Source organism: Flavobacterium sp. (assembly GCF_040402895.1).
Lineage (GTDB): Bacteria > Bacteroidota > Bacteroidia > Flavobacteriales > Flavobacteriaceae > Flavobacterium.
Map to the genome: position 1 here is coordinate 20,365 of NZ_JBBALR010000007.1, position 16,501 is coordinate 36,865.

Consider the following 16,501-nt stretch of genomic DNA (forward strand, 5'->3'; position numbering starts at 1 on the left):
CTTTATCGTTTTTTGTATATTTTTTTGATAATATTTTTTATTGGATCAAAGTCAGTTTTTTTATATGTGATTATTTCCTTAATTGGAATTGATGTTTCTAAACTATAAAAATATATAAAAAGTATTCCTGCAATTCCATAACTTATAGTTGAAGAAAAAGAAGCTCCATTAGCTCCATATTTTGGTATTAAAATAATATTTAAAATTATATTGATTATTAGCCCTGGAATCATTGCTTTCATGCTAATCCAAGGTTTACCTTTTCCTGCTAAATCCATATTCATCACTTTAAATAAGGTTAAAATAACCACTCCTGGCAATAAAATTTTTAAGACATTGATACTGCCACAAAATTCTTGTCCATACATTGTCGTAATTATAAAGTCTGATAAAACAAATAGAACTATTGATATTAAGCCAATTGCAAGGAGCGATAGTCTTAAAAGCTGAGATATTTTATAAGAAAATTCTATGCCGTTTTTAGAAATCGCACTTCTTGCAAAAACTATTGTACTCATAACCATAGGTATCTGCCATAGATATTGAGTAATAACTACACCTTTTGAATAAATTCCTAGCTGGTATGGGGTGCTTAATTTATCTAGAATAATGACATCGACCCTATAATTCAATGTAATTACTAAGAGTGAAACTGCATATACCGCTCCTAAAGATAACATTACTTTAATAATTTTGAAATCAAAGGAAAAACTTAACGACTGAATAAATTTATTTTTAAAAAGTAATAGTATAAACATTAAAACTGGTCCAGAAATTAAGGCAATCATATAACCTGTTACATCCATTTTTAAAACAATCAAAAACAAAGACGTAACAATAAAGACTATAAATGTAGGAATCCAATTAATTTTATTAAATGCTCCAATTTCGTTTTTACCTAAATAAATACCTGAATTATAAGTATTAAAAAGACTAAAAGGTATTGGAATTATTGCTAATAGTACCCATAATAAATTTTGCCCTGATCTACTAAAATAATATATCAAAATGAAACATATGATGATACTGATAATTGATGTTAAAGCCCAAATTTGGGCTATTGCTGTTTTTATTTTACCTTCTTCATAAATACCTTTTCCCAAAAAAAAAGTGGTTGATTGTCTTATCCCTAAAGATCCGACTGACATAAATATTGAAGGAAAAATGGTCAAACCAGTTATAAGCCCATTATTTTCAGGCCCTAAATATCTTGCTGTAATTATTGAAGTACATAAACCAACTATTATAGACAACATATTTGAAGTACCTACTCTAAGTAAATCGTTTAAAAATGATTTTTTCATAGTTTTTTGATTATTCTACAAGGTATTCCTACGGCAATTGAATTTGCCGGAACATCTATATTGACCACCGCATTTGCTCCAATTATCGCATTTTCTCCAACAACTATATTTCCAATAATCTTGGCTCCAGCAAATATTATAACGTTATCTTCAATAGTTGGATAATTTTTTTTTTCATCTTTTTTTCCGTGACTTCCAAAGGTTACTTGCTGGAATATTTTTACATTGTTATTGATAACTACTCCATCTCCAATTATAATTCCAATAGGGTGTGGCATTTTAAGATTTTTACCAATGAATGAATTATAAGAAATATCACATCCTCGTTTTGATATTAGTCTAATCTTATACCACACACCAATTTGTTTAAACAAAAAGTATCTGCTATTAAAAAAAAACTTTCCAATCCTGTGATTTAACAATACTCTGAATCTAACACTGATCAAATAGTTAACAAGAAAACTTTTGAATGTTGCATTTGGAAACAGGTCATCACAAATATCTTTTATTGTTGATTTTAAAGTTGTCATTCTTATTGGATTTTAACTCCCATCTGTAATAGTTTAGTTTTAAGATTTTCATATCCCCTTCCGATTTGCCATGCATTCTCTATTATTGTTTCACCATCTGCAGTTAATCCCGCCAATAATAAAGCAATTCCTGCTCTAAGATCTAATGCATTAACGGTTGTGCCAACTAATGGTGTGCCTCCCTTAATAACTAACATATCACCTATAACATTATAATTCATTCCCATTTTTGCTAATTCTTCAGCGTAACCATAACGACCTGGGAAACGTAAATCAACAATTTTTGATTCTCCTTTAGACATTGCACCATATATTGAAAAAAGAGGTTGCATATCCGAATTTATACCTGGATAAGGTCCTGTACTAATTTCTATAGGATATGGGCTGCTACCTTTAACAATTAGACTACTCTCACCCTTGTAAAGTTTCATCCCACTTTCTTTTAGATAAATTAACGGCACATCCAAATGTTCGTATGGGAAATTTTCTATTTCTACTTCTCCATTAGTTATAACAGATCCTATTGCCCAAGTAAGAGCTTCCATATTATCTGGAATAACAGAATGCTTAACTCCTGAAAGTTTCCTTACTCCTTCTATGACAATACATTTTTGTCCATATACAGTAATTTTTGCTCCCATTTTTTTTAGCATATCTACTAAATCCATAATTTCTGGACGAATGTGAGGATTCCAAATGGTTGTAATTCCCTTAGCTAAACTAGCACATATAATTGAATTTTCAGTAGCTCCTGTTGAACGCATAGGTAAAAATATATCTGTTCCTTTGAATATACCGGAAGACTTAGCACATAAATATCCGTCCTCTTCCCAAACTTTTGCTCCTAATCGTTCTAATAACATCACATGGATGTCGTATTTTCTTTCTCCTAATTTACATCCTCCAGGCTGTGGAACTCTTCCTTCTCCAAAACGGGCTACCAAAGCCCCTAAAATTAATAAGGTGTTTCTAATAGAACGATCAGTCCATTCTAACGAAGTAACCCCAGCTTTTACTTCACTAATGATAACAGTGTCTTGCTGTGTAATATAATTTTTACCAAGAACTTTAAGCATTTCCAAATGTACCTGAATATCTAATAATCCGTTAGGAAAATTATTTAATTCAACTAATTCATCTGTAAGTATTGAAGCTGCCAACAAACGCAATGCACTGTTTTTAGCTCCACTAACTTTTACCTTTCCTTGTAATCGAGCTTTTCTAATTACTAAATTATCTTCCATAAATAATTATTTATAATATTCTTTATACCAATATACAAAATTTTTAATTCCTTTTGCAACCGAAAATTCAGGATTATAACCAAATTTCTCTTTTAAAGCATCAACATCTGCCCAAGTTTGATGAACATCTCCTGGTTGCATAGGCAACATACTTTTATTTGCTATTTTTCCTGTAACTTTTTCTATTTCATTTATAAATTCTAACAATTTTACTGGCTTACTATTTCCAATGTTATATAGTTGATATTGCTCTTCTATTTCACTCTTGTCGATAATTAAAAAGACGCCTTGGATAATATCATCAATGTATGTGAAATCACGACTCAAATTACCTTCATTAAAAACTTTAATTGGTTTGCCTCTCAAAATAGCATCTGTAAAAAGAAACATAGCCATATCTGGCCTACCCCAAGGGCCATATACAGTAAAAAATCGTAAGCCAATTGTTTGAATAGCAAACAAATGACTATATGTATAGGCCATCAACTCATTACATTTTTTAGTTGCAGCATACAAACTAATTGGCTTATCTACATTATCTTCTATAGAGAATGGGACTTTTTCACTATTGCCATAAACACTAGAACTACTAGCATAAACTAATTTTTTTACATTATGATTTCGCATGCATTCCAACAAATTTACAAAGCCTACTATATTACTTTCTATATAAACAATAGGCTCTTCAAGGCTATAACGAACACCCGCTTGAGCAGCCAAATTACAAACTACGTCAAATGTATAATTAGAAAACAAAAGTGGTAATTGTACTTGATCTTCTAAATTCATTTTATAAAAATGAAACATATCTTTATGCTTATCACCAAAAGCTAATTTATGTTCAAATACAGTTTTTATACCAAGCTGATTCAATCGAGCCATTTTTAAATTGATATCGTAATAACCGTTAATATTATCAATACCAACTACAGTGTAACCTTCTTTTAAAAGTCTTTCACATAAATGATAACCAATAAATCCTGCTGCGCCTGTAACTAAAATTGTTTTCATTTAAATGAACTATTTATTTTGAATTGAAAAAATTCCGTTTTAATATTTTTAAAATTACAACTTCCCATCACTTTCTTCTAAAACTCCCTTCACATCAAATACCACCCCATTTTCTTTTAATAAAGGAGCTAAATTCAAATCAATAAACTCTTTATGTGACACTCCTAAAACTACTGTATCGAATTTAGATTCTGAAGCAAGTTTAGAATGACATGTAATATTGTATTCGTGTTGTACTTCTGAAGGATTGGCCCATGGGTCATAAATCGTTACATTAATTCCATAGTCTTCTAAAGCTTTAACTACATCCACTATCTTAGTGTTACGTACATCTGGGCAATTTTCTTTAAATGTTATTCCTAATAGTAGTAACGTAGCGCCATTAATAGCAATTCCTTTTTTTATCATCAATTTCACTACTTGAGAAGCTACATATTCTCCCATACTGTCATTTAATCTTCTACCAGCTAAAATGATTTCAGGGTGGTAGCCTGCCTCTTGTGCTTTTTGAGCCAAATAATAGGGATCCACTCCAATACAATGTCCGCCTACTAAACCTGGTTTAAAAGGTAAAAAGTTCCACTTAGTTCCTGCTGCTTCTAGGACTGCGTGGGTATCTATTTCCAATAAATTGAAAATCTTTGCTAATTCGTTAACAAAAGCAATATTAATATCTCTTTGCGAATTTTCTATAACTTTAGCTGCTTCAGCCACCTTAATTGTAGGAGCCAAATGTGTTCCTGCCGTAATTACACTTTTGTAAAGGGCATCTACTTTTTGACCCATTTCAGGTGTTGAACCTGAAGTAACTTTCAGAATTTTTTCAACCGTATGTTCTTTATCTCCTGGATTAATTCGTTCAGGTGAATAGCCGGCAAAAAAATCTACATTAAATTTTAAACCGCTTACTCGTTCTAAAACTGGAATACATTCTTCTTCAGTAGCGCCTGGATAGACTGTTGATTCGTAAATTACAATATCTCCTTTCTTTAAAACCTTTCCAACCGTTTCACTAGCTTTGTATAAAGGGGTTAAATCGGGGCGGTTATTTTTATCAACTGGCGTTGGTACCGTAACTATGAAATAATTACAACCTTGAATGTCTGATATATCAAATGTACAAAATAAACCATTAGTAGCAATATTTGAGGCTGTTGGGTTTTCATTCACTAAAACAGCCTGCAATACATCATCAGAAACTTCTAAAGTACTATCCGTCCCTGAGCGTAATTCATTAATACGATTTTGATTAATATCAAACCCAATAACAGGGTATTTTGTAGCAAATAATCTAGCTAGCGGAAGACCTACGTAACCTAATCCAATGATGGCAATATTTTTCATGTACTAAATTTTGTGTTCGATGCACTTTTTATAATAAAATGCTATATTGTTAACTTTTATTTTTTATAATAACTATCTTATTCTTTTAAATTATTCCAATACCATTGTACCGCTTCTTTTATACCTTCGCGTATTTTATGAGTAGGGTTATAGCCTAATAATTTCTGTGCCTTATCTATTGAGGCTAATGAATGCGGAATATCACCCGCTCTATTTGGACCGTAAAGTACTTGAATATCAGCAATAGCTGGGTCTATTTCTGCTAAAAACTCTTTTAAATAACTAACTAGCTCGTTCAATGTTGTTCGATCGCCAACAGCGGTGTTATACACTGTATTTAATGCGTTAACATTTGTTGCAAGCATCGCAAGTTCATTCATCTGAATCACATTGTCTATATACGTAAAATCCCTAGAAAAATCTCCAGTTCCATTAATTAATGGGCTTTCATGTTGCATTAATTGCATTACAAATTTTGGTATTACAGCTGCGTATGCGCCGTTGGGATCTTGTTTTCTACCAAAAACATTAAAATATCTTAATCCAATACATTCCAATCCATAGGTTTTTGAAAAAATATCAGCATACAATTCGTTAACATATTTGGTAATCGCATAAGGCGATAATGGTTTCCCGATTAACACTTCTACTTTTGGTAGACTAACTGAATCACCATATGTAGATGAACTTGCGGCATATACAAATCTTTTGATTTTGGCATCTCTTGAAGCCACTAACATGTTTAAGAATCCTGAAACATTTACTTCATTACTTGTAATTGGATCATTTATTGATCTGGGTACAGAACCTAATGCTGCTTGGTGTAAAACGTAATCTTTACCTTGAACAGCTTGAACACAAGTTTCAAAATTTCTTATATCCCCTTCAATTAAAGTAAAGTTAGGGTTTTCAATTAAAGAATCAATATTATGACGATGACCGGTTGAAAAGTTATCTAAACAAGTAACACAATAACCTTTATTTAAAAAATATTCAGAAAGGTTAGAACCAATAAAACCAGCACCTCCCGTAATTAAAATAGTTTGCATTATAATTAGAAATTTAATTAATAATAATTTTTATAAAATACCATTTGCTTTTTGCTTTACAAACAAAAAAAATATTTAAAAATAATTAGGGGGAGTAAACTCCCCCTAATTATTCAAAATTATTATAATTACTTTTTAACAGGTCTAATAAAGTTTAACTCAACTCTTCTATTATTAGCTTTACCTTGAATAGTAGTATTTGTATCAATTGGTCTTGATTCACCATACCAAGCTATTTCTAAACGAGAAAGATCAATTCCTTTTTTAATTAAATAATTCTTAACAGCAGTTACCATGTTGAATGACAATCTTTCATTATAACTATCTGTATTATCCGAATCTGTATGACTTTCAATTTTAAATCTTGCGTTAGGATATTCTTTCATAAAGGCTACAACCTTATCCATTTTAGGATAACTACGACTTTGGAAAGAGTATTTATCAACATGGAATAAAATTCCTCTTGATAAATCGTACAATCTCTTAAGATCCTCTGCAGGAATATCTAAACATCCATTATATTCCACATAACCTTTTACATCTGAACAATTATCTTTTTGATCTGGCACTTTATCGCCATCACGATCGAAGTCAGGTTTGCCGTCACCATCTAAATCTACTAATGGGCAACCTGCATTGTTAACTTCTCCTTTATCTGTAGGACAAGTGTCAATATTATCAGTTACGCCGTCTCCGTCTGTATCAGGCCATGGACAACCAATGTTTTCTGTTGGCCCTTTAACTGTAGGACACTTATCATCACAATCCACTATACCATCACCATCAGAATCAGGACAACCATCTTTTCTTAGCACTTTTGTTCCTTTTTTATCAATACAAGCATCTTCTAAATCAGGAATTCCATCACCATCAGTATCTTTCAATTTGTTTTCTAAATCTTGAATACGAGTTAATAAATCATTCATTTTATCTTCCTTCTTTTCACCTATATACCAATCTGCATGCGTTTGTTTTTTTCCAATGTAATACGTTAAACCAACTGTAGTGTTGTAAACCAAACCAGTTCTTGCGTTACTAGGATAAATTGGGTTTATATATAAAGTTCCGTCTAAAGTTCTGTGATGAGAGAAGTTTTTAGACATAGTAAAATCAACGTTCATAGCAAACCTATCAGATATCTTGATTAATCCAGTCATACCAGATAACACACTAAATACGTTATCATAGTGATTAAAAGAAGTAGTATATCCAGGAGCAAATAAATAAGAAAAACCAGCACCAGTATGGAATTGTAATCCAAATTTTCTAGTAAACTCTTCAAAATTTAATACATGATGTAAATTCATTACAGCCTGAAAAGTAGTTCTGTACATATTGTTGCTAAAAGGTAAACTTCCATTAGAATTATCAAAATTATCATAACCAAAATCAAACATCAAACCAAATTTTGTGTTAAACATTTTTCTAACATTTAAATCAAAATGATTAAACTCAGGTTGTGTAACAAAATCATCTGTTAAGGCATAGTACCCTTCATTAAATGGCCCAACAGGAATATTAGTACCAAAATTAAAGTTTACAGACCAAGTGTTGTATTCTTTCTCTTTTTTTGCAATAGGTGGTTTTTGTTCGTTATTGTCTTTGTTTTTCTCTTCTTGTGAAAAACCAAAATTAAATGAAACCAGCAAAACTAGTATTGTAATTATTTTTTTCATGATTATGTAGATAAAATTTATACAAATATAATATTTTTTTTTTTTAAAAGTAATTTTACACATATTTTTTAAAATAAATAACGTTAATATAATGTTTGAAGATAATTATATTATATTTTGTTTAAGTTAAATTAGAATGTAAAGAACTAAGATGTATAAAAGTAGTTAAAATTATCGAACCTAAGAAAATAAAATTAGTTTTTATCTAAACAAATTGTTTAGAACAACGATTTATCCACTTTAAACATATTTGTTGATATAATTTTATACTGGTTTTATTCACTAACAAACTTACAAATATTAAAAAAACGTTCTATTTAAATATTAAATAGAACGTTTTAGTAAGTATATTTTGAAAGAAAAAGCAGCTAATAATACTGCATTTAAATTACATTATAAAAGGAATTAAAAATTAAATGTAAAAGAAAAAGAAAAATTTCTTCCAAATTTAGTAGTCCAAAGCGCATCATCTACTTTAGAATCATAAAAATCCTGACTAGAAGAACCCCCAAATGATGAAATTTCAATTCCATTATTTGAACTTTGTTGATTCGCATTCTCTTGGTAATTATTTTGATAGAAAATTAAATCTTGCGCTAAGATGTTTTGCACGTTTAATTTTAATTCTATTTTATTGTTGTAAAAAGCTTTAGCTATTTGGAAATCAAGGAATGTTCTTGACTTTTCCCAAATTGCTGGTTCTACTTGACTTGAACCGATAGCAATTCTATTTCCAACTCTATTTACATTTGTAGAAAAAATTAAACCACTGTCTTTATCGCTAAATTGTAACCCTGCATTGAAAATGTATGGAGATTGACCCTGTAACGGTCTTTCTTTTTCTTTATTTCCTTCATTAACATTGGATACATCTACTGCAGAATTTATTATGGCTGCATTTGAAAATAAAGTAAATTTCTCTAAAACACTAGACTCGCTTAATCCAAATAATGAGCTTAAAAGTGTTCTAAATTCAATCTCTACACCTGCATTTTTTGCACTTTTTGCATTCTGGTATGTAATTGTTTTGTTATTAACTTGTTGTATAATTTCAATTGGATTTGTGAATTGTTTAACAAAATAAGAAATAGAAAACAATTGTCCTTTTCCAGGATATAAGTCATATCTTATATCAAAATTTTTGATTGTAGCTCTTTCTAAATTTGGATTACCTTGTGTAAAAAACTGAGTTGTGTTATCGTAAAATCCAAAAGGAGCAAGCTCTCTAAACTCTGGTCTATTTAAGGTCTTAGAATAACTTAGACGTAAATTAGCTTTAGAGGTAATTGAATAAATAAAATTAGCTGATGGTAAGAAATCAACTACATTCGTATTAGAATTAATATTTCTACCAGCTCCGTCTTTAGTATTTAAATATTGAGTAAAATCTTCTACACGTAAACCCCAAACTAGTCTTAATTTTTTGTATCTATTATCAAACATCATATACGCAGCATTTAAATTAGAACCTGCATTGTAAATGTCTGTAGGTTTAGCTAAATCATATAAAGTAAAACCGGTCTTCCCTGGAGAGGTGATACCCATATTTGAACTGCTAAATATAGATTCATTCGGAAGCAACTCTAAACTAGAGTCAAAAATATTAGTCCCTAATTCAAATTTATTATAATTCAACTGACGAGCAAAAAAGTCTCTGTCTCTTTTTTGAAGTAACCCCCCTAGTTTAATATCATTAACAAAATCCCCAAAAGAAAATTTTCTAGAAATATCAAGTTTTCCGCCATAAATTACTTCCTGATTTTCAGATGTAAACATCCCTCCACCATAATCTGGCCCTCCATTATTACTCGCTGGTAAATTTACTACAGGGGTGTAATCAGATAAGATTGGACTGTCAGGATCAGTAATACGATATTCGTTTCTTCTTAAGTTTGGTATAGAACGTTCAATGTTGCTAAAAAAACCTGTCCAATTTAATTTGATATTGCTAGTAGTAAAGAAATGATCCCCATTAAATTGACCAGAATAAATTTTATTACTAGTAAACCAACGGACATCAGATCTTAAAACATTAGTGTTATCCACATCTGCTTTTCCTTCTCTTTCTATTACTAAATCTTCTGAGTTTATACTGTATGTATTCTTGAATGAAATAGTATGATTTGGATTAAATTTTAATGAAAAATTAGCTAAAGCACTAGTTAAAACATCTTGACTGTAATTTCTGTCGTTGTACTTAGATCTTAGTACAGAAATATTATTACCATTATCAAATTCTTTTCTTTCAATTTCATTATAATTATTAGATATACTATTAGAAACAGCAAATAATAATCCCAATCTTTTTTGAGAAATATCATAACTTCTACCAATAGTGTACTGAAAATTTGTATTTGGTCTAAAAGTTTCATTATATATTTTCCAATCCACTTCAAAAGATTTAGCTACATTAGCTTTATCTATATACGAAAGTTGATTAAAAGCTTCTGTATTTGGGATTGAAGATGGTAAATCTCTTTGGCCATTATCAAAGCCCAACCAATCTGTAGCACTTCCGGCATAAGATCTTTTATTTTTAAATGTAGTAATTGTATTGTATCCTGAACCTACGGTTAAAGATTGAAAATCTTTATCTGGAACTGATTTTGAACTAATTTGAATAATTCCACCAGCAAAATCACCAGGAAGATCTGGAGAAGCCGTTTTTGTAATAACTATATTGTCCAACATATTCGATGGAAAAATGTCAAATGAAAAGGCTTTTCTGTCTGGTTCAGAACTAGGTAGTGGCGCGCCATTTAATAATGACATATTATACCTGTCATTTAATCCTCTAACAATAACAAACCTGTTGTCTTGAACACTAGCCCCATTAATTCTTTTTAGAACATCTGAAGTGTTTCTATCTGGTGTGCGTTTTATAGCTTCTGATGAAATACCATCAGAAACAGTAGAACTATTTTTTTGTAAGGTTAGTAACCCTTTTACCGATTCTACTTTTGCTTTTGTTGACTTAATAACAACTTGCTCTATTTCATTACTTTTCTCATCTAATGTAATAGTTAAACTATTAATATCATTAGCTAATAAAACAATCTCAACAACCTCTTTGTCATTGTATCCTGAAGCTTGAATTAATAATTCGTAAGTTCCTGACTCTAGTTTTGTAAAAACAAAAACCCCATCAGCTCCAGTGATTAAATTTTTTGATAGACTCTTTAAATTTACTATAGCTCCTGGAACAGGTAATCCTGTTTTTTCTTCAATAACAACACCCTTAAGTGTAGATAATTGAGCAAAAGATGCTGAGAAAAATAAAAATAAAAAGATTGAATAAAATAGTTTCATTTGATTTGAATTTAAATAATTTGAGCAAAAATACTCATTTAAGGAAATTTTGATGTTATCTAAAAATTAAGTGTTTGTTAATTTAATAATACTATGCATTACAAGTAAAAAAAATAGGGAGCTAAAAGCCCCCTATTTAATAGTATAAAAACTTAAATTCTATTTAGTTTTTGATTAACTTTTTAACGATTAATTCGTTAGTTAATGTATTGTAGAATCTTACTAAATAAACTCCATTACTTAATGAAGAAATATTTTCTGTAACAACATTACTTCCAGCAGTTAATTCTATTTGTTTTGTAAAAATTACAGAACCATTTAAATTAACCAATGACATTTCCATGTTACTATTTTGTGGTACATTAATTTCCATGTTAAACATATCCACAACTGGGTTTGGATAAATAACAACTGAAGAAACTGTAGTAACTTCTGAAAGTTTAGCTGCTGGTGTTGGGTTACAACCAACAGTAGTTAAGTTAAAACTCTTATTTGTAAGACTATTTCCTACCCCGTTAACAGATGTAATTACTAAAGTTTTGTTAGCAAGTAAAGTAGAAGTAGCGATAGTAAAATTAGCTGGATATGTAACTGAAAAAGTTAAACCAGTAATTGATAATACGTTAGTATCATTACTTGGTGAAGCTTCCGAAGTAACCACACAACCTGCAGGTGCAGTAATGATATAAGAATTAGCTAATGCAGAAGCTGTTAAAGTATATGCAACTGTAGATCCAGAACATAATGCTGTTAATTGACCTGACATAGTAGTAACTGCAGATGGTAATTTTGCTGTAACTTTTAATAATTTAAAAGTTGATGAAGCATTAGGAGCAGCATTTACAGTTGAAGATAAGCCCATTCCATTTTTAGATTTAACTCCAAAATATAAATCAGCTGGACCAGCCGGTACATTAAGGAAATTAACTTTTATCACTCTATCTTTAGTAGCATCACCTTCAACAACAGTTACTCCATTTGGTAAACTCCATACATAAGATGAAGCTGTAACAACTGCTGTTGCAGATACTGTAATAGCCGTGTTAGTACCTATTAATTTACTTACATCCGTTACGGCTGCAGTAGTACTTACTGCATCGTTAGTTAATTTTACAGCAGATGGTGCAGCTGGCCTAACAGCTGTTAAAGTAAGTAATCTAGAAGTTGAAGTTGTTGCAGGATTTAATAAACTTGCATTATTAGTTGACGAAACACCTACACCATTTCTAGACTTAACTCCTATTCTTAATGAATTAGTTGAAACTGGCGTAGCAGCAGTACTCATATAATTGTGAGTGTTTGCACTAGTAACACCTGAGAAATCAACTTTTATTGTAGGTAACGTTGTAGAAATTATTGGGAAAGCTGGATTGATTGCAGCTCCTTCATTAGTTAAGTTAGTTAATTCTTCGTCAAGAGCAGTAAAAGCAACTCCTGCAGGATTAGTTCCTCCAATTCTGATTTTTCTTGCTTCTTGTTTTACAATACCATTACTATATGTAGTTTCGGTAACTTTATAGTACACCACTCCTGCATTTCCTGAATTAGTAGCTGGAGCAGATGAAATAGTACTTACAAACGGATAAACTGAATAAAGCCTTACAACTGGAGTACCAGCAGTACCATAGTTAGGAGTAACACCAGTAGGCAATTCCCAAACATATGATGTAACACCAACAACTGAAGCTGCAACAACATCTAATACTTTATTAGTTCCCATGTATTGACCAAAAGTAGTAACTTTAACCGGTAAGTTTGTAGCAACAACAACCGGTAATGTAGAATCATTCATCTGAATACTAGCAGGTGCAGCTGGTAAAGATTTAATTAATTTAACTTCATTTTTAAGACCAAAACATCCTGCAGCATTTACAGTTTGCACTGCAATTGATCCATAAGCCTCAGCACCAAATGGTACATTGTTAAAGTTAACAACAATAACGTTATCTGTTTGACTAACTAAATTTACTCCTAAAGGTAACGTCCAGTTGTATCCTGTTACTCCAGCTTCAGTTGAAGCAGGCACTTTATAAGTTACTTGAGTAGTAGTTCCCACATATGCTCCAATTTGAGTAATTGCAGCTGTATCGTCACCATTAGTAATTGCTGCTAAAGCAACAGCAGGCGCAGCAATTGTGTTTATTACAATTGCAACTCTTGAACTCTCTACACCAGTAGTAGTATTATATTGAGAAACGTATATTGTTCTAGGAGTCAAAGAACTAGTAGAAATAGGAGGTTGTGTTAAAGAAAAAGTACCGCCTGTACTAGCTGTATACCATCTTAAAACTGTTCCAGGAGCAGCTAAAACATTTAAAGGTTGTGCAACAGCACCTTTACAGTTATTAATAGGAGTAGTAACAATAGGATTATCTGTAGGGATAACCGTTAAAATTCCTGTAAAAGTAGCGTCACTAAATGAAGCTCCAGTAGCAGCAATAGATTGTGAACCTGGTCTGTAATCTAAACCAGCATAAGTTACTTGACCTGACTCAGAAGATACTGCTGGGTAAGGATTTACTAATAAACTTGTAGTTGCAACTGTAGCTGAAGTATTACCTGAAGTTTCAAATTGTGATGTTGGAGTACCAATAGTACCTCCAACTAATATTGCCCCTGAAGCAGACACAATGTTATTTTTGAATTTAACATTGATTCCTGTTGTACTAGCAAAATTAGCAATTGAATTATTCTCAAGTACTAAACCTCTTTTAAAATCTAGGAAAAGTGAATTAAAAACTTTTAATTCTGATGCTCTTCTAATTCTTAATGCTTTATCATGTAACCCGTTTACTGTAAGTGCTGGTGTAGACAAAGTTGCTCTGTATACAGGACCTAAACAAGTAAAGTTTGAAAAAATAGCAGAAGTACGCCAAGAATTATATGGGCTACTTAATGAAGCAGGATCACCTGTTCCAGCATAATTATCAGATTCAAAACACTCTGAAGTAGAAATATCTGCTGCTAATGGATCTTTAATTGAAAGTCCAAATTGCACTCTTCCATTGTATCCAAAATCTGTATCAAAATCGTCATCTAAACCATTTAAAGCAACTAAATGCTTACAGTCTACAGAACCTCCAAACCATTCAAAAGAATCATCATTTGAATAAGAAACCTGAACATAATCAATAGTTGTGCCACTTCCAACACCACCCATTGTTAAACCGTTTAACTCATTGTTAGGAGAATATACATAACCAGCAAATTCAATTCTTACATATTTTAATGTACCCGAATTGTCATTATGTATTGGAGCAGATCCACCACCATATTGAGTATCCACTGTTTGTGAAACTCCCTCAATGAAATTAGTTCCTGTTCCTTGATTAACTCTACCTTTACCTAAAAGTACAATTCCACCCCAGTCACCTCTTCTTCTTTGTCCTATATCGTTTTTAGAAGTAAAAACAATAGGCTGAGATGCCGTTCCAATAGCGTTTAATTTAGACCCTCTAGTAACAAACAAAGCAGAAGCCGCAACATTACTTCTGATGATAACACCAGGTTGAATAGTTAACGTAGCATTGTTACGAACATAAATAGTTCCATTAAGCTCATAAACTCTACCTGTAACCCAAGTAGTGTTTGATGTAATGTCGTTTGTAATTACAGTTGTTGCAGTAGAACCAGGAATGATACCTGTAACAGCTGGATAATTTTCATTTTGTGGATCAAAACTTGTCCAACTATCTGTCCATTGAGTAGATAGTGCTGGGTCAAAACCACCACGATAAGTAACTTGCTCTATTTGAGCCATTCCCAAATTTGCTACTAAAGCGAAAAGGAGAACTAAATAATTTTTTTTCATTTTTTAATATTGTTTAAATTAATTGGTCAAAATTAAATATTACAATATCAAAACACTTTACGAAATTAAAATCATTATGTTAAATAAATGTTACATGATGGATATAAAAAAGATAAACTTAGTACAATAATTTTATTTTAAGCAACATATAACTGGTTTGCTAAATTACGATAATTTAAATTATCTAATTAAAGAAAAATGAGATTTAAAAGTAAATTTACGGTTTAATTCATCCGAATAATCAATGGTAAACCAATAATCGGTTGAGGGAACCGAATTGTTATTGTACTGCCCATTCCAATTTGAATATTTCGGATTGAATTGATACAATAATTTTCCATATCTATCAAATATGGAAACTTTTGCATTATAATTTGGTGGCAATCCTATTATGTTCCAAAAGTCATTATATCCATCATTATTAGGAGTAAAGAATTTTGGATAATTTATTACATGTGCTGTCAAGGTGATTTCGCCACAAAAATTTTTATCTCTTACTGTAACCTGATATAGACCTGGCTCTTCTACTGTAAAATTAGCTGCATCTTGAAAAGATCCGTTATTTAATGCGTATTCATACTCTCCAAAACCACTGACTAAGGTTACTTGAATTAGTTGAGTATCATTAAATGGGTTGTCAACAGATACAGTGGCTATTGGTGCGGAAGAAATTGAAATTAATGCACTTGAAGTTGTGGTACATCCACTTAATAAATGGGTTGCGATAATTGTATAATTACCCGAAGTAGTTACAACTAAATTTGAATTATTAGAAATTAACACCCCATCATGAAACCATTGGAAACTATACTGCGTATTTGATAGACCGGATTGCAGTAAAACCGGATTAATAAATTGTCCTGTTACTGGATGAACACAAACAATCTGATCTGAAAGGTCTATTTGAGGGATATTAAAAATACTAATTTGCATATTTTGAACACTATTACAAGCAACGGAATTGGTTTCAACAACTTTTAGGGTGTAAGTACCAGGAGGCGTATTTAACCAATTAATCGAAATTGCATTTGTGTTAGGAGGTGATGTAAAAGTAATAATTCCTTGAAAAAGAGAATTTACAACCATCCATTGATACGTAGATCCTAGTGTCCCATTTCCTCCGTTTTCTAATTCGTCTACTTTGTAATTAGTAATGCTGCCTACGCAAATATTTTGTTGCGCATAAGAATAATGCATGGAAAAACAAAAAATAACAATCAACT

Annotated in this window: 10 protein-coding genes; all 10 read right to left on the bottom strand. The window is 31.2% G+C overall.

Going from position 1 to position 16,501, the window contains the following annotated elements:
• Positions 1–2: 2 nt before the first annotated feature.
• Positions 3–1,304: an oligosaccharide flippase family protein gene (locus ABWP60_RS07355; RefSeq protein ID WP_353150654.1), complete on the bottom strand. Its 1,302-nt coding sequence runs from the start codon at positions 1,302–1,304 to the stop codon at positions 3–5.
• A complete protein-coding gene (locus ABWP60_RS07360; RefSeq protein WP_353150657.1) occupies positions 1,301–1,834 on the bottom strand; it encodes a serine O-acetyltransferase in 534 nt (177 codons plus the stop codon). Before ABWP60_RS07360 ends, ABWP60_RS07355 begins: the two co-directional genes overlap by 4 nt.
• Before the next feature lie 2 nt (positions 1,835–1,836).
• Positions 1,837–3,003, bottom strand: a complete 1,167-nt coding sequence (locus ABWP60_RS07365; protein WP_502904815.1) for a UDP-N-acetylglucosamine 1-carboxyvinyltransferase — start codon at positions 3,001–3,003, stop codon at positions 1,837–1,839.
• An 81-nt stretch (positions 3,004–3,084) separates the two neighbouring features.
• Complete coding sequence (locus ABWP60_RS07370; RefSeq protein WP_353150663.1) at positions 3,085–4,089, bottom strand: NAD-dependent epimerase/dehydratase family protein; 1,005 nt, start codon at positions 4,087–4,089, stop codon at positions 3,085–3,087.
• A gap of 54 nt (positions 4,090–4,143) precedes the next feature.
• The gene (locus tag ABWP60_RS07375) at positions 4,144–5,433 is read right to left on the bottom strand and encodes a nucleotide sugar dehydrogenase (RefSeq protein ID WP_353150666.1); all 1,290 of its coding nucleotides are present in this window, start codon (positions 5,431–5,433) and stop codon (positions 4,144–4,146) included.
• 77 nt (positions 5,434–5,510) lie between these two features.
• The gene (locus ABWP60_RS07380) at positions 5,511–6,482 is read right to left on the bottom strand and encodes an SDR family oxidoreductase (protein WP_353150668.1); all 972 of its coding nucleotides are present in this window, start codon (positions 6,480–6,482) and stop codon (positions 5,511–5,513) included.
• Between the two features lie 128 nt (positions 6,483–6,610).
• Complete coding sequence (locus ABWP60_RS07385) at positions 6,611–8,158, bottom strand: OmpA family protein (RefSeq protein WP_353150671.1); 1,548 nt, start codon at positions 8,156–8,158, stop codon at positions 6,611–6,613.
• A 405-nt stretch (positions 8,159–8,563) separates the two neighbouring features.
• On the bottom strand, positions 8,564–11,467 hold the full coding sequence (locus ABWP60_RS07390; protein WP_353150674.1) for a TonB-dependent receptor: 2,904 nt from the start codon (positions 11,465–11,467) through the stop codon (positions 8,564–8,566).
• 163 nt (positions 11,468–11,630) lie between these two features.
• Complete coding sequence (locus ABWP60_RS07395) at positions 11,631–15,278, bottom strand: T9SS type A sorting domain-containing protein (protein ID WP_353150677.1); 3,648 nt, start codon at positions 15,276–15,278, stop codon at positions 11,631–11,633.
• A 180-nt stretch (positions 15,279–15,458) separates the two neighbouring features.
• The gene (locus ABWP60_RS07400) at positions 15,459–16,475 is read right to left on the bottom strand and encodes a T9SS type B sorting domain-containing protein (RefSeq protein ID WP_353150680.1); all 1,017 of its coding nucleotides are present in this window, start codon (positions 16,473–16,475) and stop codon (positions 15,459–15,461) included.
• Between the last annotated feature and the right edge of the window lie 26 nt (positions 16,476–16,501).

Bases quoted from the DNA above. Each gene is read 5' to 3' on its own strand.
- ABWP60_RS07355 (WP_353150654.1), bottom strand. From the start codon at position 1,304: ATGAAAAAATCATTTTTAAACGATTTACTTAGAGTAGGTACTTCAAAT.
- ABWP60_RS07360 (WP_353150657.1), bottom strand. From the start codon at position 1,834: ATGACAACTTTAAAATCAACAATAAAAGATATTTGTGATGACCTGTTT.
- ABWP60_RS07370 (WP_353150663.1), bottom strand. From the start codon at position 4,089: ATGAAAACAATTTTAGTTACAGGCGCAGCAGGATTTATTGGTTATCAT.
- ABWP60_RS07375 (WP_353150666.1), bottom strand. From the start codon at position 5,433: ATGAAAAATATTGCCATCATTGGATTAGGTTACGTAGGTCTTCCGCTA.
- ABWP60_RS07380 (WP_353150668.1), bottom strand. From the start codon at position 6,482: ATGCAAACTATTTTAATTACGGGAGGTGCTGGTTTTATTGGTTCTAAC.
- ABWP60_RS07385 (WP_353150671.1), bottom strand. From the start codon at position 8,158: ATGAAAAAAATAATTACAATACTAGTTTTGCTGGTTTCATTTAATTTT.
- ABWP60_RS07390 (WP_353150674.1), bottom strand. From the start codon at position 11,467: ATGAAACTATTTTATTCAATCTTTTTATTTTTATTTTTCTCAGCATCT.
- ABWP60_RS07395 (WP_353150677.1), bottom strand. From the start codon at position 15,278: ATGAAAAAAAATTATTTAGTTCTCCTTTTCGCTTTAGTAGCAAATTTG.
- ABWP60_RS07400 (WP_353150680.1), bottom strand. From the start codon at position 16,475: ATGCATTATTCTTATGCGCAACAAAATATTTGCGTAGGCAGCATTACT.